Source organism: Symbiobacterium sp. (assembly GCF_040797425.1).
GTDB lineage: Bacteria > Bacillota > Sulfobacillia > Symbiobacteriales > Symbiobacteriaceae > Symbiobacterium.
Genome location: NZ_JBFNEH010000008.1, coordinates 22,363 through 45,784, shown reverse-complemented (window position 1 = coordinate 45,784; position 23,422 = coordinate 22,363). Strand labels below are relative to the sequence as shown.

General features: G+C 69.3%; 25 protein-coding genes. 22 read left to right on the top strand and 3 right to left on the bottom strand.

All coding sequences use genetic code 11. The features are described 5' to 3' along the window. The first annotated feature begins 3 nt into the window (after positions 1-3). The 3 genes from spoIIIAG to AB2385_RS04210 all read left to right on the top strand — a co-directional run bounded on the left by spoIIIAG (position 4) and on the right by AB2385_RS04210 (position 2,368). Positions 4-636 carry a stage III sporulation protein AG gene (spoIIIAG, locus tag AB2385_RS04220; protein ID WP_367653686.1) on the top strand — a complete coding sequence of 211 codons (633 nt, stop codon included), beginning with the start codon at positions 4-6 and terminating at the stop codon, positions 634-636. Then, positions 626-1,276, top strand: coding sequence for a SpoIIIAH-like family protein (locus tag AB2385_RS04215; RefSeq protein WP_367653685.1), 651 nt, complete (start codon positions 626-628; stop codon positions 1,274-1,276). The genes spoIIIAG and AB2385_RS04215 overlap by 11 nt, the downstream gene beginning before the upstream one ends. A 231-nt stretch (positions 1,277-1,507) precedes the next feature. Continuing rightward, positions 1,508-2,368: a hypothetical protein gene (locus AB2385_RS04210; RefSeq protein ID WP_367653684.1), complete on the top strand. Its 861-nt coding sequence runs from the start codon at positions 1,508-1,510 to the stop codon at positions 2,366-2,368. On the opposite strand, the gene AB2385_RS04205 is transcribed toward AB2385_RS04210, so the two are convergent. Beyond that, the gene (locus AB2385_RS04205) at positions 2,323-3,318 is read right to left on the bottom strand and encodes a polysaccharide deacetylase family protein (protein WP_367653683.1); all 996 of its coding nucleotides are present in this window, start codon (positions 3,316-3,318) and stop codon (positions 2,323-2,325) included. The genes AB2385_RS04210 and AB2385_RS04205 overlap by 46 nt on opposite strands. A gap of 267 nt (positions 3,319-3,585) precedes the next feature. Here AB2385_RS04205 and AB2385_RS04200 point away from each other — a divergent pair, with 267 nt between their 5' ends. The 13 genes from AB2385_RS04200 to AB2385_RS04140 all read left to right on the top strand — a co-directional run bounded on the left by AB2385_RS04200 (position 3,586) and on the right by AB2385_RS04140 (position 14,253). Continuing rightward, the gene (locus AB2385_RS04200) at positions 3,586-3,987 is read left to right on the top strand and encodes an Asp23/Gls24 family envelope stress response protein (RefSeq protein WP_367653682.1); all 402 of its coding nucleotides are present in this window, start codon (positions 3,586-3,588) and stop codon (positions 3,985-3,987) included. 14 nt (positions 3,988-4,001) lie between these two features. Beyond that, entirely contained in the window at positions 4,002-4,547 is a 546-nt protein-coding gene (amaP, locus tag AB2385_RS04195) for an alkaline shock response membrane anchor protein AmaP (RefSeq protein ID WP_367653681.1), read from the top strand. Between the two features lie 15 nt (positions 4,548-4,562). Further along, positions 4,563-4,787 carry a DUF2273 domain-containing protein gene (locus AB2385_RS04190; protein ID WP_367653680.1) on the top strand — a complete coding sequence of 75 codons (225 nt, stop codon included), beginning with the start codon at positions 4,563-4,565 and terminating at the stop codon, positions 4,785-4,787. 20 nt (positions 4,788-4,807) lie between these two features. Then, the gene (nusB, locus tag AB2385_RS04185; protein ID WP_367653679.1) at positions 4,808-5,269 is read left to right on the top strand and encodes a transcription antitermination factor NusB; all 462 of its coding nucleotides are present in this window, start codon (positions 4,808-4,810) and stop codon (positions 5,267-5,269) included. Continuing rightward, positions 5,241-6,209, top strand: coding sequence for an O-sialoglycoprotein endopeptidase (locus AB2385_RS04180; protein ID WP_367653678.1), 969 nt, complete (start codon positions 5,241-5,243; stop codon positions 6,207-6,209). Before nusB ends, AB2385_RS04180 begins: the two co-directional genes overlap by 29 nt. 54 nt (positions 6,210-6,263) lie before the next feature. Continuing rightward, entirely contained in the window at positions 6,264-7,124 is an 861-nt protein-coding gene (gene folD / locus AB2385_RS04175; RefSeq protein ID WP_367653677.1) for a bifunctional methylenetetrahydrofolate dehydrogenase/methenyltetrahydrofolate cyclohydrolase FolD, read from the top strand. A gap of 31 nt (positions 7,125-7,155) precedes the next feature. Next, on the top strand, positions 7,156-8,538 hold the full coding sequence (gene xseA / locus AB2385_RS04170) for an exodeoxyribonuclease VII large subunit (RefSeq protein WP_367653676.1): 1,383 nt from the start codon (positions 7,156-7,158) through the stop codon (positions 8,536-8,538). After that, a complete protein-coding gene (gene xseB, locus AB2385_RS04165) occupies positions 8,535-8,762 on the top strand; it encodes an exodeoxyribonuclease VII small subunit (protein ID WP_367653675.1) in 228 nt (75 codons plus the stop codon). Before xseA ends, xseB begins: the two co-directional genes overlap by 4 nt. A gap of 3 nt (positions 8,763-8,765) precedes the next feature. Continuing rightward, positions 8,766-9,668, top strand: a complete 903-nt coding sequence (locus tag AB2385_RS04160; protein ID WP_367653674.1) for a polyprenyl synthetase family protein — start codon at positions 8,766-8,768, stop codon at positions 9,666-9,668. An 893-nt stretch (positions 9,669-10,561) separates the two neighbouring features. Continuing rightward, positions 10,562-11,170 (top strand): hypothetical protein, encoded by a 609-nt coding sequence (locus AB2385_RS04155; protein ID WP_367653673.1) that lies wholly within the window; start codon positions 10,562-10,564, stop codon positions 11,168-11,170. Position 11,171: 1 nt separating this feature from the next. Continuing rightward, entirely contained in the window at positions 11,172-13,106 is a 1,935-nt protein-coding gene (gene dxs, locus AB2385_RS04150) for a 1-deoxy-D-xylulose-5-phosphate synthase (protein ID WP_367653672.1), read from the top strand. Positions 13,107-13,218: 112 nt separating this feature from the next. Then, positions 13,219-13,989 carry a TlyA family RNA methyltransferase gene (locus tag AB2385_RS04145; RefSeq protein ID WP_367653671.1) on the top strand — a complete coding sequence of 257 codons (771 nt, stop codon included), beginning with the start codon at positions 13,219-13,221 and terminating at the stop codon, positions 13,987-13,989. Positions 13,990-14,007: 18 nt separating this feature from the next. Beyond that, complete coding sequence (locus AB2385_RS04140) at positions 14,008-14,253, top strand: hypothetical protein (RefSeq protein ID WP_367653670.1); 246 nt, start codon at positions 14,008-14,010, stop codon at positions 14,251-14,253. Between the two features lie 75 nt (positions 14,254-14,328). Here the strand turns inward: AB2385_RS04140 and AB2385_RS04135 are convergent, their stop codons facing one another. Both AB2385_RS04135 and AB2385_RS04130 read right to left on the bottom strand, forming a co-directional pair. Next, on the bottom strand, positions 14,329-14,505 hold the full coding sequence (locus tag AB2385_RS04135; RefSeq protein WP_367653669.1) for a hypothetical protein: 177 nt from the start codon (positions 14,503-14,505) through the stop codon (positions 14,329-14,331). 22 nt (positions 14,506-14,527) lie between these two features. Continuing rightward, entirely contained in the window at positions 14,528-14,737 is a 210-nt protein-coding gene (locus tag AB2385_RS04130; RefSeq protein WP_367653668.1) for a hypothetical protein, read from the bottom strand. Positions 14,738-15,505: 768 nt separating this feature from the next. On the opposite strand from AB2385_RS04130, the gene AB2385_RS04125 reads away from it, so the two are divergent. The 6 genes from AB2385_RS04125 (at position 15,506) to AB2385_RS04100 (ending at position 23,291) form a co-directional block, all read left to right on the top strand. Beyond that, a complete protein-coding gene (locus AB2385_RS04125; protein WP_367653667.1) occupies positions 15,506-16,357 on the top strand; it encodes an NAD(+)/NADH kinase in 852 nt (283 codons plus the stop codon). 126 nt (positions 16,358-16,483) lie between these two features. After that, entirely contained in the window at positions 16,484-16,930 is a 447-nt protein-coding gene (gene argR, locus AB2385_RS04120; RefSeq protein WP_367653666.1) for an arginine repressor, read from the top strand. Between the two features lie 16 nt (positions 16,931-16,946). Continuing rightward, the gene (locus tag AB2385_RS04115; RefSeq protein WP_367653665.1) at positions 16,947-18,737 is read left to right on the top strand and encodes a DNA repair protein RecN; all 1,791 of its coding nucleotides are present in this window, start codon (positions 16,947-16,949) and stop codon (positions 18,735-18,737) included. A 155-nt stretch (positions 18,738-18,892) separates the two neighbouring features. After that, positions 18,893-20,242 carry a SpoIVB peptidase gene (gene spoIVB, locus AB2385_RS04110; protein WP_367653664.1) on the top strand — a complete coding sequence of 450 codons (1,350 nt, stop codon included), beginning with the start codon at positions 18,893-18,895 and terminating at the stop codon, positions 20,240-20,242. A gap of 96 nt (positions 20,243-20,338) precedes the next feature. Next, positions 20,339-21,115, top strand: a complete 777-nt coding sequence (spo0A, locus tag AB2385_RS04105; protein ID WP_367653663.1) for a sporulation transcription factor Spo0A — start codon at positions 20,339-20,341, stop codon at positions 21,113-21,115. 109 nt (positions 21,116-21,224) lie between these two features. After that, entirely contained in the window at positions 21,225-23,291 is a 2,067-nt protein-coding gene (locus tag AB2385_RS04100) for a sigma 54-interacting transcriptional regulator (RefSeq protein ID WP_367653662.1), read from the top strand. Positions 23,292-23,422 lie beyond the last annotated feature (131 nt).

Here is a 23,422-nt window from a genome sequence, read left to right as displayed (position 1 = left end):
GGCATGGCGGAGCAGAGGAAACCGCCCGAGCGCGGGACGGACGGGCCGCTCCGTTGGCTCGGGCTGGGGCTCACCAAGGAGCAGGCGCGGGTGGTGCCGCTGGTGGCAGTGCTCCTGTTCATCGGCATCCTGATGATGCAATCGGGAGAGCTCTTCGGGGTGGACAGCGGGACGACCCCGGCAGACCCGAGCCCCGGCGCCACACTGGTGAGCGCGGTGGAGGAGGACGAGCTTACCCGGCTGGAGCGGCAAAAAGCGGCCGAGTTGGAGCGCATGCTCGCGCAGATCGAGGGCGCCGGCCGGGTGCGGGTGATGGTTACCCTGGCCGCCGGGCCGACCATTGAGGTGGTGAAGAACACCACCATAGACCAGCAGACCACTACGGAGGAGGCGGCCGACAGCTCCACCCGGCGGACGGAGTCGACCAACACCCGGGAGGACCACCTCTTCGCCCGGAGCGGTTCCGCGGAGCAGCCGGTGGTGGCCCGGACCAGCGCGCCGGAGATCGCCGGCGTGCTGATCGTGGCCGAGGGGGCCCGTGACGTACGCATCAGGGCGCGCCTCATGGACGCGGCGATGGTGGCCCTGAACATTCCCGCCAACCGCATCGAGGTGGTGCCGGCGAATGGGGGGTAGCGCGGTGTTCGTGGTGAAGCGGGGGTCAGACCTGCTCCGTTTCGGGCTCTTCCTGCTGGTGGTGGCGTCGCTGGTGTGGTATGTGGTGGGCCGCTTCGGGGAGTGGCGGGCGGCGTCGGGCCCTGCGCCCGAGCCCCCGCAGAGCCCCCTGCTGACGGACGGCGGCCCTTCCGACGCCGGTCAGGAGGGCGGGGCGGAGGGCCCGGCGTGGCGTTCCACCGGGGAGGGGCCGTCGGCCGCTGAAGGCCTGGCGGGCGCCTCGCCTGCCGCGGCCCTGGGCATGGAAGGGCGCGACTACTTCGCCGAGTTCCGGATCGAGCGGGAGCGGATCCGGGGCGCCCTGGGCGACCGGCTGAAAGAGGTGATGAACAGCGGGGGCGCCACGGAGGAGGTCAAGGCGTCGGCAGCCGCACAGTACCTGGAACTGGGGCAGCGGGCCGCCCTGGAGAGCCAGGCCGAGGCCATGGTGAAGGCCCGGGGCTTCAGCGACGCCATCGTGCATCTCTCCGAGGGCTCCGCCCAGGTGGTGGTGAAGGCGCCGCAGCTCTCGCAGCAGCAGGTCGCCCAGGTGATCGACACGGTGAGCCGCATCACCGGGGTGAAGGCGACGGCCATCACCGTGACGGCCAGGGAACGCTGAGCGGAGCGAGTGCGTGGGGGGCGTGGAAGACCCCCCACGACACGTTTTCTCCGGGTGGCGGCCTTGTGCAGGGTGCCGGGCAGTGATGGCGGAGAAAATGAGAGGGATTCGAAAGGTGTTAGCGTAAGGAATGGAAAGGTGGTCGGAACCGGTTCGTACCGCGTCCGGCGTCCCGGCGGGCGTTCGGGGCGATCTGCCCGGGGCGGTCCGATCACCGGACGGAGGTGGAGGATGAGCGCACACTTGATGCAGGAGTTGATCCGCCGTCTTCAGCAGGAACCCGCTGTCGAAGCCCTTTGGGCAGCGGGGGAGTCTGCGCAACCGGGAGCGGCTGCCCGGGTGGTGCTGCACGTGGCCGGCGAGGCCGGCGCTCTCGCCCGCGTCGGGGCGTGGGCCCGGGAGTGGGAAGGCTGCGTCTACAGCGGCCCGGAGGCCGGGGGCTGGTGCCTGATCACGGCCGACGGGTCGGAGTGGCTGCTTTGGCTGCATCCCCCCGGCGAGGCGCCGTCCGGCGCCGGGCTCACGGCCCTGTTCGACCGGCGGGTATCATCCATGGGTCCGGCGTCGGCCGACGGAGACCAGGAGCCAGCGAGCCGCCCGGCTGCCGACGGGTACGGAGCGGCGGCAGAAGGTTCCGGCGGGACCGCCGTCGGCCGCGGGGTCCCAGTCGACCTCTCCGCCCTGATCGGCGACTTCTGGCGCGACCTGTTCCGGGCGGCGCGCGCCATCCGGCGGGAGCAGACGCTCACCGCCCACCGCTGGCTCTTCGCCTGCGGCGGGCGGTTGCTCGACGTCTACCGCCTCGCCCTGGCGCCGGGGACCGCCGGCACGGGCTGGGAGGGCGCTGACGATGTGCCGGGGCTGCCCGCCGCACTGGAGCGGGTACGTCCCGCGCTCGCTGCTCCTCTCGACTTGCGGGCGCAGCGCAGCGCCGCCCGCCGGTTGGCGGAGGCGTTCGAGGGGCTCGTTCTGCCCCTCTGCGAGCGGCTGGGACTGGCCTACCCGATGGCGCTGCGCAGCCTGGCGTTTCAGGAGCTGGACGCGGGCTACTTGCCGGTGGGCGAGGGCGGCGGCAGCGGCACGAAGGTGTAACCTTCTTCCTTGAGCCGGCGGATCAGGTCGCGCAGCACGTCGAGGGTCTGCGGCCTCTCGTGGATGAGGATGATGGCGCCGGGGCGCACCTGTTCCATCACATTGGCCACGATCTGCTGCGGGTTGTCCGCCAGGGCCCAGTCGCGGGAATCCACATTCCAGAGCACGGTCGTCATGCCGTGCGCCGCGGCGGTGGAGAGCACGAAGGGGTTTTGCTCGCCGTAGGGCGGCCGGAAGTACAGGACGGGAGCGCCGGCGGCTGCCGCGAGGGCGGCCTGCGACTGCAGGATCTCGTCGGCGGCGACGGCGGGTGAGAGCCGGGGCAGCCGGGGATGGGACACGGAATGGGTTCCCAGCTGGTGGCCCCGGGCCACGACCTCTGCCGCCAGGCTCACGTTCCTGTTGCCGGTCAGCCAGAAGAAGACGGCCGGGACTTCCTCCTCTTCCAGGAGCGCGAGGAAGTCGCGCGTCAGCCCGGAGGGGCCGTCGTCGATGGTGAGCACAATCTCGCGGCCGGTGAAGGGGATCGAGTAGACGGGCTCCCCGAGGGGCAGCCCCGGTACCAGTGCAGCCGGCCCGGGGTCGGGCGCAGGCTCCTCTCCGAGGGGCGCGGTCCCTGCGGGTAGCGTTGCGTCGGGAGCCCCGACCTCAGGGTCCGGCCGGGTGGCCGCGTCGGGCGGCGCGGGCTCTGGCTCGCCTCCGCCGGCGGGCGGTGCCGCCTCTTCCCCGTCGCTTCCGTCCGGCCCGTCGGGTACGGGGAGCGCGGCACCGCCAGGGACCTGCGCCGCGGTTCCGCCGGGCACTTGTGCGGCGACCTCCCCGGCGGCCTCCTGCCGGTGCCCCGGTGGCACCCGGGCGTCTGCCGCGGCGATGAGCTGAACCGAACCGGCATGGGCCAGGAGCGTGAGCACGAGCACCGCCTTGGCTAGATGGAAGAACACGGAGCCCATGTGTCTCCACCTCTTCTGCCTGTGGATCCTCTCCACGGAATTTAACGCACGAAGAGGCGGAAAAGTTGCGCAGCAAACGAGCCGGTTTGCTCAGCAGGCGCGCAAGTAGGGGCGGCAGCCTTCCAGGCCGCCGCCGGCGCTGCTGGCATGACAAACCCTGGCAAACTGTGTTAAGATGGGCATGCAGACGGCCACGGGCTCCCACCGCTGTATCCCGGCGGCAAGATCCTGGAATACTACATAACGTGCGGCGGAGGCGAGGTGCGGATGTCGGTGGACAGGGAACCCAGAGAGGGCGGGGAACCGCAGGTCGAGTCCTCGATTCGCATCGCTGATGATGTGGTGGGCACCATTGCCGGCATCGCCGCGATGGAGGTAGACGGGGTTGCGGGCATGAGCGGCGGCTTCGCAGCGGAAGTCGGCGAGCGCATGACCGGCAAGAAGAACCTCTCCAAGGGCGTCAAGGTCCAGGTGGGGGAGAAGGAGGTCGCCATCGACCTCTACATCATTGTCGAGTTCGGCGTGCGCATCCCGGAGGTCGCCACCCGGGTGCAGGAAGCCGTGAAGCGTGCCGTGGAGTCCATGACCGGCCTGGAGTGCGTCGAGGTCAACATCCACGTCCAGGGAGTTTCGTTCAACGAGCCTGAGGACGACTATCGTGTACGCTAAGGGGTGCTTGCCACGTGGGAATCATCGACCGTATTGTACTTTCGATTTATACGTTCTCGCTGGCGATCATCTCGGGCCTGATGATTCTGGTGGCCATCGCCCCCGAGTGGCTCCAGGTGCACATCTGGCTGCAGGATGCGCTGCTGACCGGGCGCGGGCGCGTGATCATCGGCCTGGTGGGCGGCGCGTTTTTCGCCGTGTCCGTGCGGCTGATCCTGTTCGCCTTCACGCGGCAGGGCGGTGGACAACCCGTCATCTACGAATCCGCAATGGGCGAGGTCCACATCTCCCTGGGCGCGGTGGAGTCGCTGGTGAAGAAGACCGCCCGCTCCGTGAAGGGCGTGCGCGACATGAAGGCGGTCATCACCCACGCGCCCGACGGCCTCCACGCGCACCTGACGGGTACCGTCTCCCCGGACGTCTCCATCCCGGAGGTGTCGGAGGAGATCCAGTCCCAGGTGCGGCAGTACGTGAAGCGGGTCGTCGGCGTGGACATGGCGGAGGTGCGCATCGAGATCGAGAACATCGCGACAGACGGCCGCACGCGCCGCCTGGACTGATTGGGGGGCCATTCGGTGAACTGGGAATGGCTCAGGGAGGTCGCAGGTGAGCACCGCTACAAGATCATCGGCGGGCTGGGCGGGTTTGTTTTCGCCCTGCTGGTGGTCCGCTTCGGCTGGTGGGCACTGTTTATTCTCTTCTGCACTGGGATAGGGTACTGGATAGGCAAGCGGCTCGACGAAGGGCCGGAGTCGCTGGTGCAGATTCTCGAGCGCCTGCTGCCGCCCGGTGGGCGTTGAAGCGCGGGAGGAGTCGGAACGTGAGCAGAAGAAAAGCCAGGGAACTCGCCCTGCAGGCGCTGTTTCAGATAGACGTGGCGGGCACCGACCCGGAGACGGCCGTCTTTCAGGCCCTTACCCGCGAGGTGGAGCCCGAGTGGTCGCCCGGCCGGCTGGACGAGGATGACAAGGAGTTCGCCCGCCGCCTCGTGACGGGTGCGTGGCAACGGCGGGAGGAGAGCGATCAGCTGATCGCCCGGTACGCCCGGGACTGGTCTGTGGGCCGCCTCGCCGCGGTAGACCGGGCCATCCTCCGGATGGCCGTCTACGAGATCATTCACAGCCCCGACGTGCCGGACAGCGTGGCGGTGGCGGAGGCGGTGGAGCTGGCCAAGGCCTTCTCCACGGCCGATTCGTCGCGGTTCATCAACGGAATTCTGGGGTCTGTCATTCGCGAGGTAAAGGGTGCTGCCGGTGCGGAAGAAGCTCTATCTCGGGATTGACACGAGCTACTACACTTGCTCGCTGGCGCTTGTGGATGATGCCGGGCGGCTGCTGGAGGACCAGCGCCGCCCGCTCGCCGTGGCAAGGGGAAAGCGGGGCGTGGCTCCCCAGGAGGCGGTCTGGGCCCACCTGAACGCCCTGCCGGAGCTGGCCGAGCCGCTGCTCAGGACCCACGGGCCCGACGTGGTGGCCGTGGCCGCGTCGGTGAAGCCCCGGCCCGTGGAGGGCTCATACCTGCCGCCCTTCCGGGTGGGCGAGGGTTTCGGGCGCGCCCTGGCGGCCGCGCTGGGCGTGCCTTTTTACCCCACCACGCACCAGGAGATGCACATCCAGGCCGGGCTCTGGTCCGCCGACAACCCGCCAGAGGGCGGCGAGTTCCTGGCCATCCACCTCTCCGGGGGCACCACCGAACTGGTGCGGGTCACCCGCCGGCCGGGCGGTTTTGCGGAGACGCTCCTGGGCGGCACCCAGGACCTTCACGCCGGCCAGTTCGTGGACCGGGTCGGGGTGGCCCTGGGCCTGCCCTTCCCCGCCGGCCCGCACCTGGAGAAGCTGGCCCGGGCGGGCACGCCGGGGCGGGTGACGCTGCCGTCGTCCGTCCGCGGCTACAACCTCTCGTTTTCAGGGCCCGAGAGCGCCGCACAGCGGCTGGTGGGTCAGGCGGAACCCGCTGACCTCGCGCTGGCCGTACTGTATGCCGTGGCCAAGAGCCTGGAGAAGTGGCTGCTGCACGCGATCGCGGAGACGGGACTTCGAGAGATCCTGATCGTCGGCGGCGTGGCCGCCAACCAGATCCTGCGCGAGCGGCTGCGGACGCGGCTGGAGCACCCTGCGGTGGGGGCGCGCCTGGCCTTCGCCGATCCGCGTCACAGCACCGACAACGCCGTGGGAACCGCCCTGCTGGCCCGGGCCTGCCACACCGCAGATGCGCAGGACTGAGGGGGGCAGGCAGCGAAAGGGAGCTTAGGGAACCCAGGAAACGGAGGCGATCACGTGAGCGCAACGGTCATCGACGGCAAGCAGGTCGCGGCCCGGGTGCAGGAAGAGGTGGCCCGAGAGGTCGCGCAGCTGAAGGAAGAGGGCCTGACGCCGGGGCTCGCGGTGGTCCTGGTGGGCGACGACCCCGCCAGCCAGGTCTACACGGCCAACAAGGAGCGGACGGCCCGTGAGCTGGGCATGCACTCCGTGCTGCACAAGCTCCCTGCCACCGCCAGCCAGGACGAGGTGGCCGAGCTGGTGCAGCGGCTGAACCGCGATCCGGCCATCCATGGCATCCTCGTCCAGTCGCCCCTCCCGGAAGGGCTGGACATCGACGCCGTGGTGCGGCTGATCGACCCGCTGAAGGACGTGGACGGCTTCCATCCCGAGAACGTGGGCCGCCTCTGGCTGGGTCAGGACGGGCTGGTGCCCTGCACGCCGGCCGGGGTGATGCGGCTGCTCCAGGAGTACGGCGTTGACCCGAAGGGTAAGCACGCCGTGATTGTGGGCCGCTCCAACATCGTCGGCAAGCCGATGGCCGCCCTGCTGCTCCGGGCCCACGCCACGGTCACCGTCTGCCACTCCCGCACGGTCGACCTGAAGGAGACGTGCCGCCGGGCCGACATCCTGGTGGCGGCTGTGGGCAAACTCCAGATGATCACCGGCGAGTACATCAAGCCGGGCGCGGTGGTCATCGATGTCGGCATCAACCCGGTGCCGGGCTACAAGCGGCGCATCCGGGGCGACGTGGACTTCGACAGCGCTGCCGAGGTGGCCAGCCTGATCACGCCCGTTCCCGGCGGCGTGGGGCCGATGACGATCGCCATGCTGATGGCCAACACCGTGAAGGCAGCCAGGCTGCAGTGCGGCCGGTGAACGCCCGGCCGCCCATGGAGGAGGCGAAAGGGTGCAGATCGCGCCGGAGGCAGAGAGCGACCGGCAGGTGCTCACGGTTCGTGAGCTCACGCGCTATGTGAAACGGATGCTGGACAGCGACGGGCTGCTCCAGTCGGTCTGGGTGGTCGGCGAGATCTCCAACTTCAAGTGGCACCAGTCGGGCCACATCTACTTCACGCTGAAGGACGAGGTCTCGCAACTGAAGGTGGTGATGTTCCGCTCCCATGCCAACCGGCTCCGCTTCCGGCCGGAGAACGGCATGCAGGTCATCGTGCAGGGGAACGTGACGGTTTACGAGCGGGACGGCGTCTACCAGCTCTACGCCGTCACGATGGAGCCCGCCGGCCTGGGCGGCCTGCACCTGCAGTTCGAGCAGCTGAAGCGACGGCTTGCCGCGGAGGGGCTCTTCGACCAGGCCCTGAAGCGGCCGCTGCCCCGCCTGCCCCGCTGCGTCGGGCTGGTCACCGCACCCACCGGCGCCGCCGTGCGGGACATGATCACCGTCTCGCGGCGTCGTTTCCCCGGGATCCGGCTCATCCTGGCCCCCGCCCTGGTCCAGGGACCGGGCGCGGCGGAGAGCCTGATCCGGGCCCTGAACCGTCTGGCCCGCGTGCCCGAGGTTGAGGTGATCATCATCGGGCGCGGCGGCGGGTCGCTGGAGGATCTGTGGGCCTTCAACGACGAGGGGCTGGCCCGGGCCATCCGCGCCTGCCCGGTGCCGGTGGTCTCGGCCGTGGGCCACGAGACCGACTTCACCATCGCCGATTTCGCCGCCGACGTGCGGGCGCCCACGCCGTCGGCCGCGGCCGAGCTGGTGGTGCCTTCCCGCTCGGAGCTGCAGGGGCTGGTGGACGGCCTGCGCATCCGCCTCGCGGCGGCAGCCCGCCGGGCCGTGGTGCAGAAGCGCTCCCGCCTGCAGGCGCTGGCCGACCGCCCGGTGCTCCGGCGCCCGCAGGGCCGGCTGCTGCAAGACCGGCAGCGGCTGGACCAGCTCGCCCAGCGGCTGGAGGCAGCCACCCGGCGGACGGTGGAACGGAAACGCCTGCGGCTGCAGGCGCTGGCGGAGCGGCCGGTGCTGCAGCGTCCCCAGGGCCGCCTGATCCAGGACCGGCAGCGGCTGCAGGAACTGGCCCGGCGCCTGAGTTACCTGGGCGGTAACCTGATCGGGGCGCGGCGGCGCGAGCTCAGCGGGCTGGCGGGAAGGCTGCAGGCGCTTTCGCCGCTGAGCGTCCTGGCCCGGGGCTACGCCATCGCCCGCACGGCGGAAGGGCGCGTGGTGAAGGAGGCGGCGCAGGTGCAGGTGGGCGACCGGCTTGACGTGCTCCTGCACAGGGGTTCGCTGCGTTGCCAGGTGGAAGAGGTCACGGGCGGAACAGGGGAGGACACAACATGACGGAGAACCTGAGCTTCGAGGAGGCCATCCGGCGGCTGGAGCAGGTCGTCAAGGAACTGGAGTCCGGCGACCTGCCGCTGGAGCGGGGGCTGGAACTGTTTCAGGAAGGGATCGCACTGACCCGCCACTGCAACGCGCTGCTGGACGGGGCAGAGGCCCGCATCGAGCAGCTCTTGGAACAGAACGGCGAGACGGTGATCGCCCCGTTCGAGCCGGAGGAGTAGGGAGTGGACAAGCCGATGCACGATCTGCGGCAGTACCTCGCCGACCGGCGCAGGCTGGTGGACGCGGCGCTGGACCGCTACAGCGCCGGCCCTGACTGGCCGCCCCGGCTGGCGGAGGCCATGCGCTACAGCCTGCTGGCGGGGGGCAAGCGGCTGCGGCCGATTCTGGTGATCGCGGCGGCCGAGTTGTTCGGCCTCACGGCGAACGACGTGATGCCCACGGCCTGCGCCCTGGAGATGATCCACACGTACTCCCTGATCCACGACGACCTGCCGTGCATGGACGACGACGACCTCAGGCGCGGCCGGCCCACCTGCCACAAGGTCTACGGGGAGGCCATGGCCGTCCTCGCCGGGGATGCGCTTCTCACCCAGGCCTTCGCCGTGATGGCGGAGCAGGCCTTCGTGGAGCGCGTCGGGCCCGAGCGGGCGCTGCGGGCGGTGGCCGAGGTGGCTCGGGCCGCCGGGGCGGCCGGCATGGTGGGCGGCCAGGTGGAGGACCTGGAGTGGGAAGGCCGCCGGGCGGGGGAGACGCAGCTTCGGCGCATCCACTCGTTGAAGACCGGCGCCCTTTTCCGGGCGGCGGTACGCGCCGGCGGGCTGCTCGCGGGCGCCGCCGACGCCGACTTGGAGCGCCTCGACCGGTACGCGGCGCAGTTCGGGCTGGCGTTCCAGATCTGGGACGACGTGCTGGACGTGGCCGGCGACGCGGCGAAGACCGGCAAGGGCGTGGGACGCGACGCGAAGCAGCAGAAGTCCACGTACGTGTCGCTCTATGGCCTCGATGAGGCCCGCCGGCGGGCGCGGGAGGCCGCAGCCGAGGCCTGTGATGCGCTCTCAGTCTATGGCGAAAATGGGTGGGTTCTCCGGTCTCTGGCAGAATATGTCGTTGACCGTGAGAGCTAATCGATGCTATGATTGCATGGTGACAAAGGACGTTCACTCGGATTATGGGTGGCGCAGTATCCTAGTCAGTACTACCTTTTCTGAAGGCGGGCCTAAAAATCCGTCGATGGGCACAACGATGACGTCTCTGGTGCTGGCCGCCGATGCCCAATCGGGGGCTGGTGCTGGGGGCTCAGCCAACCGGGCCAGAAGGCCTGGAGCTGCCGGACTGAGGGCGACCCGCAACGGCATGCGGGCGAACGACCCTCTTTCCGTGGAGGCCTGCACGCGTGGCGGTTGCACCAATGCGAGCAACAGGGCTACGGTGCAGTGAACACCTGCACGCGGTACTGAAACATGGTGAGGTGCTGGGTGCAGCGTAGCCTGCCTTGAGTGGGTGAGGCGGATGTAGCAGAGGGCCTGCGAGGCCCGAAAGCCCCGGTCCGACGCCGGCCAGCAGACGACGGGGGCGACGGCTACTGAAACCCAACCTGCAAAAGAGGCTAGGAAAAGGTGTGTTGTCGAAGAAAATTCCTAGGCTGCTCGCAAGAGGTCTGGCAAGGATTAAAGTGCGGTCTAATTGCCAATCCAGGCCTGCCGATGGCAACACGGCAGCTTGGCCATAAAGGGAAACCGCCGTGGCGGCGACGCTGCGGAGGCCTCGGGGAAATCCTGCTGGACCTAAGCCGCAAGGTTTACTTGCCAGGCTGCCACCCATAACCTTTTGAACCGCACAGGCGGATGCCCCCCGGGGCATCCGCCTGTACGCGTTTGCCCTCCTCACTTCGTGCGGCTTCGCCGCTGGCGTTGTTGGCCAAAAGGTGGTATGGTAGTATCGAAATATCCGGGTCGTTTTCGGGATACGTACTGCGCCACCCGGATAGTAGTTTGTACATCAGGAGCGTTTCCCAGACATGGCCAAGGAGCCTCCTCCATCAGTTCCCGGATGGCGACGTGCGGTCCGGGTCGGCGTCTTCTCATTCGTGCTGGCGGTGCTGGTGAACTGGGGGTCCAGCGCCGCGCTGAATCGGGTCCACGCCGTCATCGCCTTTGTGATCGTTCTTCTGCTCATCGCGGTGAACATCGTCTTTGACGTCCTCGGAACGAGCGTGACGGCCGCCGAGTTGGCCCCGTTGAACTCGATGGCGGCCAAGAAGATTCCGGGCGCGAAGCAGGCGTTGTGGCTGGTGCGCAACGCCGACGCTGTGGCCAACTTCTGCAACGACGTGGTGGGAGACGTGGCCGGCGCCGTCACCGGCGCTGCCGGCGCCACAGTGGCCCTGAACCTGACGCTGGCCATGGAAGGCAGCCCCTGGACGGAGCAGGCGCTCAGCCTGCTCATCATCGGCCTGATCTCCGGCCTGACGGTGGGCGGCAAGGCTGCCGGCAAGAGCTTTGCGATCAGTCAGGCCACGGCGGTGGTCATGGCCGCCGCACGGGTGATCTACTGGGCCGAACAGATCACGGGGCGTTCGTTCACGGGCGGCCGGTCCTCCCAGAACGGGCGAAGGAGGAACTCATAAGATGCACCTGCGGGACCTGACGGGTCCGGAGCAACTGAAAACGCTGACTCCCGCCGAGTTGACGGAGCTCGCGGCAGAGATCCGCCGGGTCATCCTGGAGACGGTTGCCCGCAACGGCGGCCACCTCGCACCCAACCTGGGCGTCGTCGAGCTGACCCTGGCCCTGCACCTGGTCTTCGACAGCCCGCGGGACAAGATTCTGTGGGACGTATCGCACCAGAGCTACGTACACAAACTGCTCACGGGGCGGTACCACCAGTTCCACACGCTCCGCCAGTACGGGGGGATCGCCGGCTTCACCGATCCCCAGGAGTCGGTGCACGACCACTTCCACTGGGGGCACGCCTCCACGTCGATCTCGGCGGCCGTGGGGCTGGCCAAGGCCCGCGACCTTGCCGGCGAGAGCTACGAGGTCGTGGCGGTGATCGGAGACGGGGCGCTCACCGGCGGCATGGCCTACGAGGCCCTGGATCACGCCGGGCAGGACAAGACGAAGCTGATCGTCGTGCTGAACGACAACTCCATGTCCATCGCCCCCAACGTGGGCGGCATCTCCAACTACCTCGCCCGCATCCGCACCCTGCCCTCCTACCAGCGGGTGAAGCACGACGTGGCCGAGGCCCTGCGGCAGATCCCCTTCGTCGGCCTCCAGGCGCTGGATCTGGTCGACCGGTTGAAGGAAGGCGTGAAGCACCTGCTGGTGCACAACATGTTCTTCGAGGACCTGGGCTTCACGTACCTGGGCCCGGTGGACGGCCACAACATCGCGGCCCTGCAGGAGGTGCTGCGGCAGGCCCGGGCCTACCCGGGTCCCACCGTGGTCCACGTGGTCACCACCAAGGGCAAGGGCGTTCCGTACGCGGAGGAACTGCCGGACAAGTTCCACGGCGGCGGCCCCTTCGACGTGGCCACCGGGAAGGCGAAGCCCGGCGCCCTCACCTACAGCGAGGTGTTCGGGAACACCATCGTGAAGCTGGCCGCGCAGGATCCGCGCGTGTGCGCCATCACCGCGGCGATGCCGTCGGGCACGGGCCTCAGCCGCTTCGCCCGGGAGTTCCCCGACCGCTACTTTGACGTCGGCATCGCCGAGCAGCATGCCGTGACGTTCGCGGCCGGCCTGGCCAAGGGCGGGATGCGGCCGGTGTTTGCCGTCTACTCCACCTTCCTGCAGCGTGCCTACGACCAGGTGATCCACGACGTGGCGCTGCAGAACCTGCCGGTCACCCTGGCCATTGACCGGGGCGGCCTGGTGGAGGATGGCGCCACGCACCAGGGCGTGTTCGACGTGGCGTTCTTGCGCACCATCCCCCGGATGGTGGTGATGGCCCCGAAGGACGAGAACGAGCTGCAGCACATGCTCTACACCGCCCTGCAGCTGGACGGCCCGGCGGCGTTGCGCTACCCGCGGGGCAAGGCCCAGGGGGTGCCGCTGGACGAGCAACTCCGCACCCTCCCCATCGGCAAGGGCGAGGTGCTCCGGCAGGGCGAGGACGTGGCCTTGATCGGTCTGGGCACCATGGCGCCGGTCTGTCTGGAGGCAGCCCGGCTGCTGGAGGAGAAGGGCATCTCCGCGCGGGTGATCAACCCGCGGTTCGTGAAGCCGCTGGACGCCGAACTGCTCGTCCGGTCGGCGCGGGAGGTGGGCGCCCTGGTCACGGTGGAGGAGGCCTGCCTCGCCGGCGGGTTTGGCTCGGCCGTGCTGGAGCTGCTGAATGAGCACCGGGTTCCCGTCCCCGTGTTGCGCATGGGGATTCCGGACGAGTTCGTCCCGCACGGCAACCCGGTGCGGCACCTGGCGCGGTATGGGCTGACGCCCGACGGCATCGCCCGGCGCGCCGAGGAGCTGGTGCTGCGGCTCCGCTCGGAGCTGAGCGCGGCGCCGGCCGGCCGGCGGGTGCGGCGGCGTCCCGGTACCCGGGCTGCGGGGGACGAGTAGCGCCTGCGGAAGGGTCGCACACGGGGCCCGGGGTGGAGCGAGAAGGAGCAGCGGAGCGCCTTCCTGCGGGGAAGGGGCTCCGTTTCTGTGCACGGAAAAGGGGGAACCGCGCATGCAGCGCCTCGACGTCGCCCTGGTGGCGGGTGGCCACTTTCCTTCCCGGGAGCGTGCCCAGGAGGCGATCGCCGCCGGGCTGGTGCGGGTGAACGGACAGGTGGTCACGAAGGCCGCCCACAAGGTGGGGCCCGCAGACGCGCTGGAGGTCACGGGCGATCCCATCGGCTACGTGGGGCGGGGCGGGCTCAAGCTGGAGGCAGCGCTCGACCGTTTCGGCATCCGCCCGGCGGGCCTCGTCTGCCTGGACGTGGGCGCCTCCACCGGCGGCTTCACCGACTGCCTGCTCCGGCGCGGCGCCCGCCTGGTCTACGCGGTGGACGTGGGCCGCGGCCAGCTGCACCCGAGCCTCCGGGCAGACCCGCGGGTGGTGGCGATGGAGGAGACCGACATCCGCAGGGTAGAGCGCCTGCCCGAGGCGCCGGCCCTGGCCGTGGTCGACGTTTCGTTCATCTCGCTCACCCTGGTGCTGCCGGCCGTGGTGCGGCTGCTCGCCCCCGGCGGCCAGATCGTGGCCCTGATCAAGCCACAGTTCGAGGTGGGCCCGGCCGGGGTGGGCAAGGGCGGCATCGTGCGCGACCCGCGCCAGCACAGGCGGGCGGTGGAGCGCGTGCTGGGCGCCGCCACGGCGCTGGGGCTCGTGGGCCGGGAGGTCATCGAATCGCCCGTGCGGGGCGGCGACGGCAACCGGGAGTTCCTGGCCTGGCTGCTGCCCGCGGAGAATCCGGGGCGGAAAGCAGGAAGCCAGTCCTCAGACCGGGAATCATGAAGGTGAGGAGGTGCGTTCGTGGCCATCGAAGTGGAATGCGCTCATTGTGGCAACAAGAAGCTCGCCCAGGTTCCCGGAGTCTGGACGCCGCTGGCGCTCAACGAGAAGAATCAGCCCGTGCCGGGGCCTGCAGTGCCCGTGGTGATGCTGGGGTGCCCGGCTTGTGGTTATATCCAGATGTTCTCCCCGCAAGCGATCAAGCCGAAGCCTTTCCCGGAAAGGCCCGCCGAGGAGCCGAAGGCTGAGGCCAAGGATACCCAGTAAGTCCAGGCGTCAGCGAGCCCTGCCGACCTGAGGGTCGGCCGGGCGCTTTTCGCGCCGCCCGTCCGGGCGCCGGCGCTAGATGCCGCCCGGGAAGGGCGTGGTCGCGATGGTGGTGTTGGGTACGGCCGAACTGAATCCCGTGGACTTCGTCGCGGGAAAACCTTTGCCGAAGAAGGGTTTCTGGAAGAAGGGGCTCCCGATGAAACCGAAGGGCTTACCGAAACCGAAGGGTTTTCCAAAGCCGTAGTACATCGCCATATCCCCCCGGCCCAGCCTATGCGCCGGGGCCCGTGGCGGTCACCGTGCGCGGGCCGCTTCCGGGACCGGGGCCGGCGGGTGCGGGCACGATCAGCGCGGCGATGGCGAAGGGATTGGGGAAGCCATGCGGCAGCGGGCAGGGGGGCAGGCCGGGTAGCGGGTGCGGCCCGCCGGCCGCGGCCGGCGGCGGAACGGCCGCCACCGGCATCATGGCGACGCCGAGCACCCCGGTGCGGCGCCCCCCCTGGACCCGGGACGGACCGAGCCGGGCCGGGCCCGGCATGGGCAGGATGGTGGGGGGCCAGGGAACCGGTGTGCCGGGGAGCGCGGCCTGTGGCCCCTGCCAGGTGTGCGGAACGGCCGGCTGGGCACCGGCGCTGGGCTGCCCCGTTCCGGACGACCTCGGGGAAGCCGAAGACGCGAACGCCGGAGGGGCTGCTCCGAGGGGGAGCGCGGCAAGGTTGGACGGCATCGTGGCGCCGGTGAGCACGGGCAGGCACCTCCTTTCACAGCTGCTGCCGTGCGTTCTACTGTGCACCAGTCTACGCAGGGGAATGCCCGCGTGACCATGACCGGGTGCAACCGGAGTCTCACGCTGCCTCAACCCGCCGGTCTGTGACACTGGTCCCGACGGGGCCTGGCGCTTCCTACCGGCGGCGGGAACGTCAAAATCCGTCATCCCCCCTGCGGTCGGGTGTGCTGGATTCTGACATTCGCTCCCGCGGTTGACTGTGGCTACGACTTCCGCGACAGTTTCAAACCGGTTCAACCCGAACCAGACCCGTCTCCAGGGCCGCCGGAGAAGGTTGCGGCTCCATCGTCTGCGGCGGGAGTGTCAAGATCCAGTACACCCCTGGCGAGGGAGAGTGCAGGACTTTGACACTCGAGGGCGTGTGGGCCCGGCGGAGGACCCGGGACCCGGCACACAAGAGGAAGGATGAGGAAGGAGGCGAATACTAACTTGGAAATTACGCCTCGGGGAGGCCGGGCCTGCATGCGCAAGGTCGCGATGGTCTTGAATGGGGAGAAGCCGTCGACGCTGGAGACGGGCGCGCAGATTCTGGAGCGGCTCCAGGCCCGCGGGGCCGAGGTCTTGCTGGCGCCGTCTGCAGCCCGGCACCTGGGGCGGCCGGACCTGGCCATGGCCGGAGAGCAGGCGTGGGCCGCAGTCGATGTGCTGATCGTGCTGGGCGGCGACGGCACCCTCATCCGGGCGGTCCAGCGGGTGGCGCCGTACGGCGTACCGGTGCTGGGCATCAACACCGGGCACCTGGGGTTCCTCACCGCCATGGAGAGCGGCGAGGCGCTCTCCCGCCTCGACCGCGTGCTGGACGGCGAGTATGTACTGGAGGAGCGCGTGATGCTGCGGGCCGCCGTGGAAAGGGAGGGCGTGCCGGTGTCGGAGCTCTCGGCCCTTAACGACGCCGTCATCTCCAAGGGTCCCCGCGCCCGGATGGTGCACCTGGAGGTGTCGGTGGGCGAGACGCAGGTCGCCCGCTATCGCGCCGACGGCGTGATCGTGGCGACGCCGACGGGCTCAACGGCCTACTCCCTTTCGGCCGGGGGGCCCGTGGTCGATCCCACGGTCGACTGCTTCCTGATCACCCCGATCTGCCCCCACACCATGAGCGCCCGCTCCATTGTGGTGGGCGCCGACGATGCGGTGGCCATCCGGGTGGTCGCGAGCCCCGGTGAGGTCGGCCTCTCGGCCGACGGTTCCGACCCGTTCCCCCTGGTTCCGGGCGATGTGGTGCGGGTGGAGCGGGCGCCGTATCCGGCCCGGCTGGTGCGGCTCCCGGGCTACCGGTTCTATGACGTGCTCCGGCAGAAACTCTCGGGCGTGTAGGGCGATACAGCACTGCATATACATGGTTTGCGGATGATTATGCAGGGATCGGCGGGGGCGCCGCCGAATCCGCAGGAAAAGGCCGCCCCCGGTGGGTGCGCAGATTGGCGTGATGAGGTGACGACCGTGAAAGCACGACGACAGGCCAAGATCTTGGAAGTAATCAAGACCCGTGTGATCGAGACGCAGGAAGAGCTGGCTGCCGCCCTGGCTGCAGAGGGCATTCCGGTCACCCAGGCGACGATCTCGCGCGACATCAAGGAGCTGCAGCTGAACAAGGTGCCCACCCCCGACGGGCGGTACCGCTACGCCCTGCCGGAGGAGCCCGCGGGCTCCTGGGACAAGCGCCGGCGCATCTTCAAGGAAGCCGTGCTGAGCATCGACTTCAGCGGCAACCTGGTGGTGCTGAAATCGCTGCCCGGGACGGCGCAGGGCGTGGCCGCGGCCGTCGACCACCTCGATGTGCGGGAGATCATCGGCACCGTGGCCGGCGACGACACGGTGATCGTGGTGGTGAAGCCGGCCGATGCCGCCGGGGAGGTGGCCGAGCGGCTCCGGGGGCTGATGCGGTAAGAGGGAGGGGCGTCGTGTGCTCGTCGAGATCGCAATTGAACAGTTCGCCCTGATTGACCAGATCCGGCTCCAGTTCACCGAGGGGCTGAACGTTCTGACGGGCGAGACCGGCGCCGGCAAGTCCATCATCCTGGACGCGGTGCAGGCGGTGCTGGGCGGCCGCACCTCGGCCGACGTGGTACGGGCCGGCGAGGAGCGGGCCGTCATCGAGGCCGTCTTCGACCTGACCGATGCGCCCGAGAGCCGCGAGGCGCTGCGGTCCTTGGGCATTCCTGTCGCAGAGGACGGCCTCCTGGTGGTGCGGCGGGAGATCGCGCGTACCGGCAGGGGCGTCATCCGCCTGAACGGCCGCACGGTGACGGCGGGCATGCTGCGGGAGGCCACGCAGGGGCTGGTGGACCTGCACGGACAGCACGAGCACCAGTCGCTCCTGCAGGCGGAGAAACACCTCGACCTCCTGGATCAGTACGGCGGGTCGCTGCTTCAGACGGCCGGCAAGCCGCTGGAGCTGCTCGACCGCTACGCGCGGCTCGACCTCTCGGACCTGCGCGCCCGCATGGCGGAGCTGGTGCAGGAACTGCACCGGGTCCAGGCCGAGCTGAAGGAACTGGTCGGCGACGAGCGAGACCGGGCCCGCCGGGAGGACCTGCTCCGCTTCCAGGCGGAGGAACTGCGGTCGGCGCGCCTCCGGGTCGGCGAGGAGGAGGAACTGGAAGCCGAGCACCGGCTGCTCGCCAACGCCGAGAGACTGAAGCGGGTCGCCGCCGAATCGTACGCCGCCCTCTACGAGGGTGCGCGCGGGCAGGAGAGCGTGGTCGACGTACTGGGGCGGGTGCGGGCGGAACTGGAGGACGCCCTGCGGCTCGATCCTGGCCTCGCCGAGGCGCTGGAAATGGTGTCGGCCGCGCTGGTGCACGCCCAGGAGGCCAGCCACGCCCTTGCCGACTACCAGGAGCGGGTCGATCTGGACCCTCGGCGCCTGGCCGAGGTGGAGGGCCGACTCGACCAGCTTTCCGGGCTGAAGCGGAAGTACGGTGACTCCATTCCGGAGATGCTGGCCTATCTGGAACAGGTGGAGCAGGAGCTGAACCGGCTCGAGCACAGCCAGGAGCTGATTGCGGAGCTCACGGCCCGCGAGGAGGAACTGGGGCGCGAGGCCGAGGCGGTGGCGCGGGCGCTGAGCGCCGCCCGCAAGGAGGCTGCCGCTCAGCTGGGCGAGCGGGTCGCGCAGGAGCTGGCCGACCTGGGCATGCCTTCGGCCCGGTTCGTGGTGGCGGTGGAGCAGCCGCCCGAGGCCAGCTACAGGGCGCTGACCCCGCGGGGCTGGGACCGGGTGGAGTTCCTGTTCTCGCCCAACCCCGGTGAGCCGGTAAAGCCCCTGGCGAAAATCGTTTCCGGCGGCGAGATGAGCCGCATCATGCTGGCGCTGAAGGCGATTCTGGCGCGTGTCGATAACATCCCGAGCCTCGTGTTCGACGAGGTGGACACGGGCATCTCGGGCCGGGCCGCGCAGGCCGTGGGTGAGAAGCTGGCCCGGATCGCCGGCGACCGGCAGGTGCTCTGCGTGACGCACCTGCCGCAGGTGGCTGCGCTGGCCGACCGCCATTTCCGCATCGAGAAGGCGACGGAAGGCGGCCGGACGACGACGCGCTGCCAGCTGCTGGACGACGACGGGCGCGCCGGCGAAATCGCACGCATGATCGGCGGCGCGGAGGTGACGCAGTACACCATGGCGGCCGCCCACGATATGATTCGCACGGCTGCGCAGCTGAAGGCGTCGCTCAGGAGCGCCGCCGCGTCGGTTTAGGTGGCCAGGTTGCATAATCCGGTACGCGTCAGGGTAACTTAATGTGCACAGAAGGCGGCGAGGTCAACTACGCCGCCCGTTCTTTCGAGAAGTGAGAGACCAAGCGGAGGAAGGGGCCGCCCTGGGGTAGAGAAGCTTCAGGGAGGGACGCCCCGATGTCAACCCGGGAGAAGTGGCGGAGGGCCGCCGGCCTTCTGCTGGTCGTCCTGATCCTTGCGATCGCTGCGACTCCGGAGTTCCGCACCTTCGTGACCCTGCCCGATCACCTGCGCCTCCCCCAGGGACAGGCCCACGAACTGTCGCTGGGCATCCCCTTCAGCACGGCCGTGCAGACGGCCGGCGGCTCCGGCCTGGGAGTGGGCGGGACCAGCCCGGTGAGCCTGGCCGCTGAGGAGACCGGCCGCTACACCCTGGACGTGAAGCTGTTCGGGCTGATCCCCATCCGCCGGATGACGGTGGACGTGGTGCCGCAGATTCGCGTGGTGCCCGGCGGCCACTCCATCGGGGTGCGGCTGCGAAGCAAGGGCGTGCTGGTCGTCGGCTTTGCGGCCGTGAAGGACAGCGACGGCCAGGTGCACCACCCGGGCCGCGAGGCCGGGATTCAGATCGGCGACGCCATCGTCGCCATCGACGGCAAGCCGGTGCGGGGGGAGGAACACGCTGCGCATCTGTTCCAGGAAGCCGGGCGGAAGGGACGTCCCGTGACGGTTACGGTTCGCCGCGGCGGCGAGAGCCTGGAACGCACCGTGACACCGGTCCAGGACGGAGAGTCCGGCCGGTGGCGGGTGGGCCTCTACATCCGTGACGGCGCGTCCGGCGTGGGCACGCTCACCTTTTACCATCCGGCCAGCCGCAAGTTCGGCGCCCTCGGCCACGTCATCGCAGACGGCGAGACCAAGCGGCCGTTCGAGTTCGCTGAGGGTCACATCACCGCTGTGGACGTGGTCAAGATCCAGAAAGGCAAGCGGGCCGCGCCCGGCGAGAAGATCACCAACCAGTTCGAGTCGGGCGGCCGGCTTGGAACGATCGAGAAGAACACGCGCTTCGGCATCTTCGGACGGCTCTCCGCCCCTGTACGCAACCCGCTCTACCCTGAGCCGTTGCCCGTGGCCATGGCCAGCCAGGTGAAGGAAGGCCCGGCCGAGATGCTCACCGTGGTGGAGGGCCAGAAAATCGAGCGCTTTCAGATCGAGATCGTGCGGCTCATGCGCCAGCCGACGGCCGAGGGGAAGAACATGATCGTGCAGGTCACGGACCCGCGGCTCCTGGAAGCGACGGGCGGTATCGTGCAGGGAATGTCCGGCAGCCCCATCATCCAGGATGGCCGCGTGGTGGGCGCGGTGACGCACGTCTTCGTCAACGACCCCACCCGGGGATACGGGGTGCTGATCGAGTGGATGCTCCAGGAAGCGGGCATCCTGAAGGCTGAGACCGATGACGCCGGCCTCCGGGAGGAAGGACTCTCCCGGAGGCTTCCCGTTCTCCCGGCGGTAACGGGCGGGTAACACCGATATGAGTATATGTATAATGGGAGGTGGGCGGAGGGGGTCGCTCCGTTTTCCGTGGGGCAATGGTCCAGCTGGTTATGGGGGTGACGGAACGTGGCTTCGGCCGGAATCCGCGTTCTCGTGTGCGACGACAATCGCGAGTTCTGCGCGCTGCTGAAGGAGTACTTCGCCTCCACGCCGGACATCGAACTGGTCGGGGAGGCTCACAACGGCCTCGACGCGCTGCAGGCCATCAACGAGACCCGACCGGACGTACTGATCCTTGACCTGATCATGCCCTATCTGGACGGCATCGGGGTGCTGGAGCGACTGGGCCAGACGGGGCTCAAGGCGCGTCCCAAGATCCTGGTGCTGAGCGCGCTGGGGCAGGAGTCGTTCGCCCGGCGCGTGTTCGAGATGGGCGCAGACTACTACCTCGTGAAGCCGTTCGATCTGGACCTGCTGGGCACGCGCGTGCGCGAGCTGGCGGCGGGGAAGGTGGCGCCAGGGACGACTCGGATGGCGCCCGGGGCGCAGGCTGGCTACCGGTCGCTGGAGGAAGTGCACCAGCTCATCCGCGAGCTGGGCGTGCCGCCCCATGTGAAAGGCTATCGTTACCTGGGCGACGCCGTCCTCATGGTTCTGCAGCAGCCCGAACTCCTGGGCGCCGTCACCAAGGGTCTCTACCCGGCGGTGGCGCGGCACTACCGCACCACGGCGAGCCGTGTGGAGCGGGCGATCCGGCATGCGATCGCACTGGCCTGGGACCGGAGCAGCGACCGGCTGAGCGCGGCCCTGGGCCACCTGGACGGCAGCAGGGCCAAGCCCACCAACTCCGAGTTCATCGCCCTGGTCGCCGACCGGCTCCGGGCCGGGTACAAGGCGAGTTGACGTTGAGACCGACGACCCCGCCTGCGGGCGGGGTCGCTCCTTTTCTGCAGGAAACTGCAGGGTAGCGGCAGAAGGGATAGGCAAGTCTCAATTCCCAGAGGTGACGCGCATGCTGAACCTGGTGATCATCGGCGCGGGCAAGGGCGGCTCCTCCCTGCTCACCGCCCTGGTGAGCACGCCGCGCCAGGTGCGCGTCCTCGGGGTGGCCGACCGGAACCCGGCCGCGCCGGGCATCGCGCTGGCCATGCGCCACGGCATCCGCACCACCATCGACTACACGGAGCTGATCACGCTGCCCGAGGTGGACATCATCGTGGACGCCACGGGGGAGGCGGGGCTGGTCGAGGAAGTAAAGCGAAGGAAGCACCCCCGCGCCGTCATCATCGAGGGGCTGGCCATGAACCTCATGCTCAGCTTCGTGGACGAGAGCCTGCGCCTGCTGCGGGAACTCGAGGCGCGAGAGCTGGAGCGCGACGTGATGCTCGATTCCACCCACGACGCGATCGTGGCGGTAAACGCCGAGGGGGCGATCACGCTCTGCAACCGCGCGGCTGAGCAACTGCTGGGCGTGAACCGGGAGCAGCTGCTCGGCCGGCCCGCCGCCGAGGTCATCCCCAACACCCGGCTGCACGTGGTGCTGGCCACGGGGAAGGCAGAGCTGAACCAGCAGCAGGAGGTGGGCAAGACCACCATCGTCACCAACCGGGTGCCGGTGCGGTCCCGGGACGGGCAGGTGGTGGGGGCCGTAGCCGTCTTCCGGGACATCACCGAGGTAAAGGCCCTGGCTGAGGAGATCACGGGCCTCCGGGAGATGAAGGTGCTGCTGGAGGCGATCTTCAACTCGACCCAGGACGCCATCTCGGTGGTGGATGAGAACGGCATCGGCTGGATGGTCAACCCCGCCTACACCGCGCTGACGGGGCTGAAGCCGGAGGAGGTGATCGGCAAGCCGGCAACGGTGGACATCGACCCGAGCCAGGAATCCATGCACCTGCAGGTGCTGCGCACCCGGCGGCCGGTGCGGAACGTGCCCATGCGGGTGGGTCCGCACAAGCGGGAGGTGATCGTGAACGTCGCCCCGATCCTGGTGGATGGGAAGCTCAAGGGCTCGGTGGGCGTGGTACGCGACGTGTCGGAGATCGCGCGGCTCTCGGCCGAACTGGAGCAGCAGCGGAAGCTGATCCGGCGTCTTACCTCGACCTACACCTTCAGCGAGATCATCGCCGACAGCCCCGTGATGCAGCAGGCGGTGGAGCAGGCCCGCAGGGCGGCGGAGACGCCGGCCACCGTGCTGCTCCGGGGGGAGAGCGGCACGGGCAAGGAGCTGTTCGCCCACGCCATCCACAACGCCTCCAGTCGAGCCAAGGGGCAGTTCATCCGAGTCAACTGTGCCGCCATCCCCGAGGCCCTGCTCGAGTCGGAACTCTTCGGCTACGCAGAGGGCGCGTTCACCGGCGCCCGCAAGGGCGGGAAGCGGGGGCTCTTCGAGGAGGCCGACGGCGGCACCATCTTCCTCGACGAGATCGGCGAGCTGCCGCTGGGGCTGCAGGCGAAGCTCCTGCGGGTGTTGCAGGAGAAGGAGATTGTGCGAGTGGGCGAGGCGAAGCCGGTGAAGGTGGACGTACGCGTGATCGCCGCCACCAACGCGCCCCTGGAGGACATGATCGCAAGGGGAAAGTTCCGGGAGGACCTCTACTACCGCCTGAACGTGGTCCCGATCGTCATCCCGCCGCTCCGCCACCGCCAGGAAGACATCCCGCGGCTCGTGGCGCACCTCATCGCCAAGCTGAACGAAGAATACGGCCGCAACGTGCGTGACATTGCCCCCGACGCTCTTCAGGTGCTGCGGGAGTATCACTGGCCGGGCAACGTGCGGGAGTTGGAGAACATCATCGGCCGGGCCATGATCGCAATGGCGGTGACCGACACCACCATCGAGCGGCGCTTCCTGCCGCCCCTGGGGAGCGCACCGTCGCCGGCGGCGCCTCCGACCCCTCCGCCGGAGGGGCAGGGCCGGCGGACCCGGCCCCTGCACGAGGTGGTGGCCGAGGCCGAGAAGTCAGCGCTCATGCGTGCCCTTGCGGAGACGAAGGGGAACAAGACGGAGGCGGCGCGGCGGCTACAGATCGCTCCCCGTACGCTGTATTACAAGCTGGAGCGGTACGGGCTGATGTAGGGGCGCGCGGCTGCGCCGTCTTCGTCGGGCCGGAAGCCTGCGAGTTTGTGCAGGCATAGTTCTGCAGAGACTTGCAGGAAGGTGCGCAGTGCCCCCAACCGCCGCATCCGGACATTTTTCCCAGGGGCGGC

Coding starts and splice junctions, on each gene's coding strand:
- spoIIIAG (WP_367653686.1), top strand. CDS start 4: ATGGCGGAGCAGAGGAAACCGCCCGAGCGCGGGACGGACGGGCCGCTC.
- AB2385_RS04215 (WP_367653685.1), top strand. CDS start 626: ATGGGGGGTAGCGCGGTGTTCGTGGTGAAGCGGGGGTCAGACCTGCTC.
- AB2385_RS04210 (WP_367653684.1), top strand. CDS start 1,508: ATGAGCGCACACTTGATGCAGGAGTTGATCCGCCGTCTTCAGCAGGAA.
- AB2385_RS04205 (WP_367653683.1), bottom strand. CDS start 3,318: ATGGGCTCCGTGTTCTTCCATCTAGCCAAGGCGGTGCTCGTGCTCACG.
- AB2385_RS04200 (WP_367653682.1), top strand. CDS start 3,586: ATGTCGGTGGACAGGGAACCCAGAGAGGGCGGGGAACCGCAGGTCGAG.
- xseB (WP_367653675.1), top strand. CDS start 8,535: ATGACGGAGAACCTGAGCTTCGAGGAGGCCATCCGGCGGCTGGAGCAG.
- AB2385_RS04155 (WP_367653673.1), top strand. CDS start 10,562: ATGGCCAAGGAGCCTCCTCCATCAGTTCCCGGATGGCGACGTGCGGTC.
- dxs (WP_367653672.1), top strand. CDS start 11,172: ATGCACCTGCGGGACCTGACGGGTCCGGAGCAACTGAAAACGCTGACT.
- AB2385_RS04145 (WP_367653671.1), top strand. CDS start 13,219: ATGCAGCGCCTCGACGTCGCCCTGGTGGCGGGTGGCCACTTTCCTTCC.
- AB2385_RS04135 (WP_367653669.1), bottom strand. CDS start 14,505: ATGTACTACGGCTTTGGAAAACCCTTCGGTTTCGGTAAGCCCTTCGGT.
- AB2385_RS04125 (WP_367653667.1), top strand. CDS start 15,506: ATGCGCAAGGTCGCGATGGTCTTGAATGGGGAGAAGCCGTCGACGCTG.
- spoIVB (WP_367653664.1), top strand. CDS start 18,893: ATGTCAACCCGGGAGAAGTGGCGGAGGGCCGCCGGCCTTCTGCTGGTC.
- AB2385_RS04100 (WP_367653662.1), top strand. CDS start 21,225: ATGCTGAACCTGGTGATCATCGGCGCGGGCAAGGGCGGCTCCTCCCTG.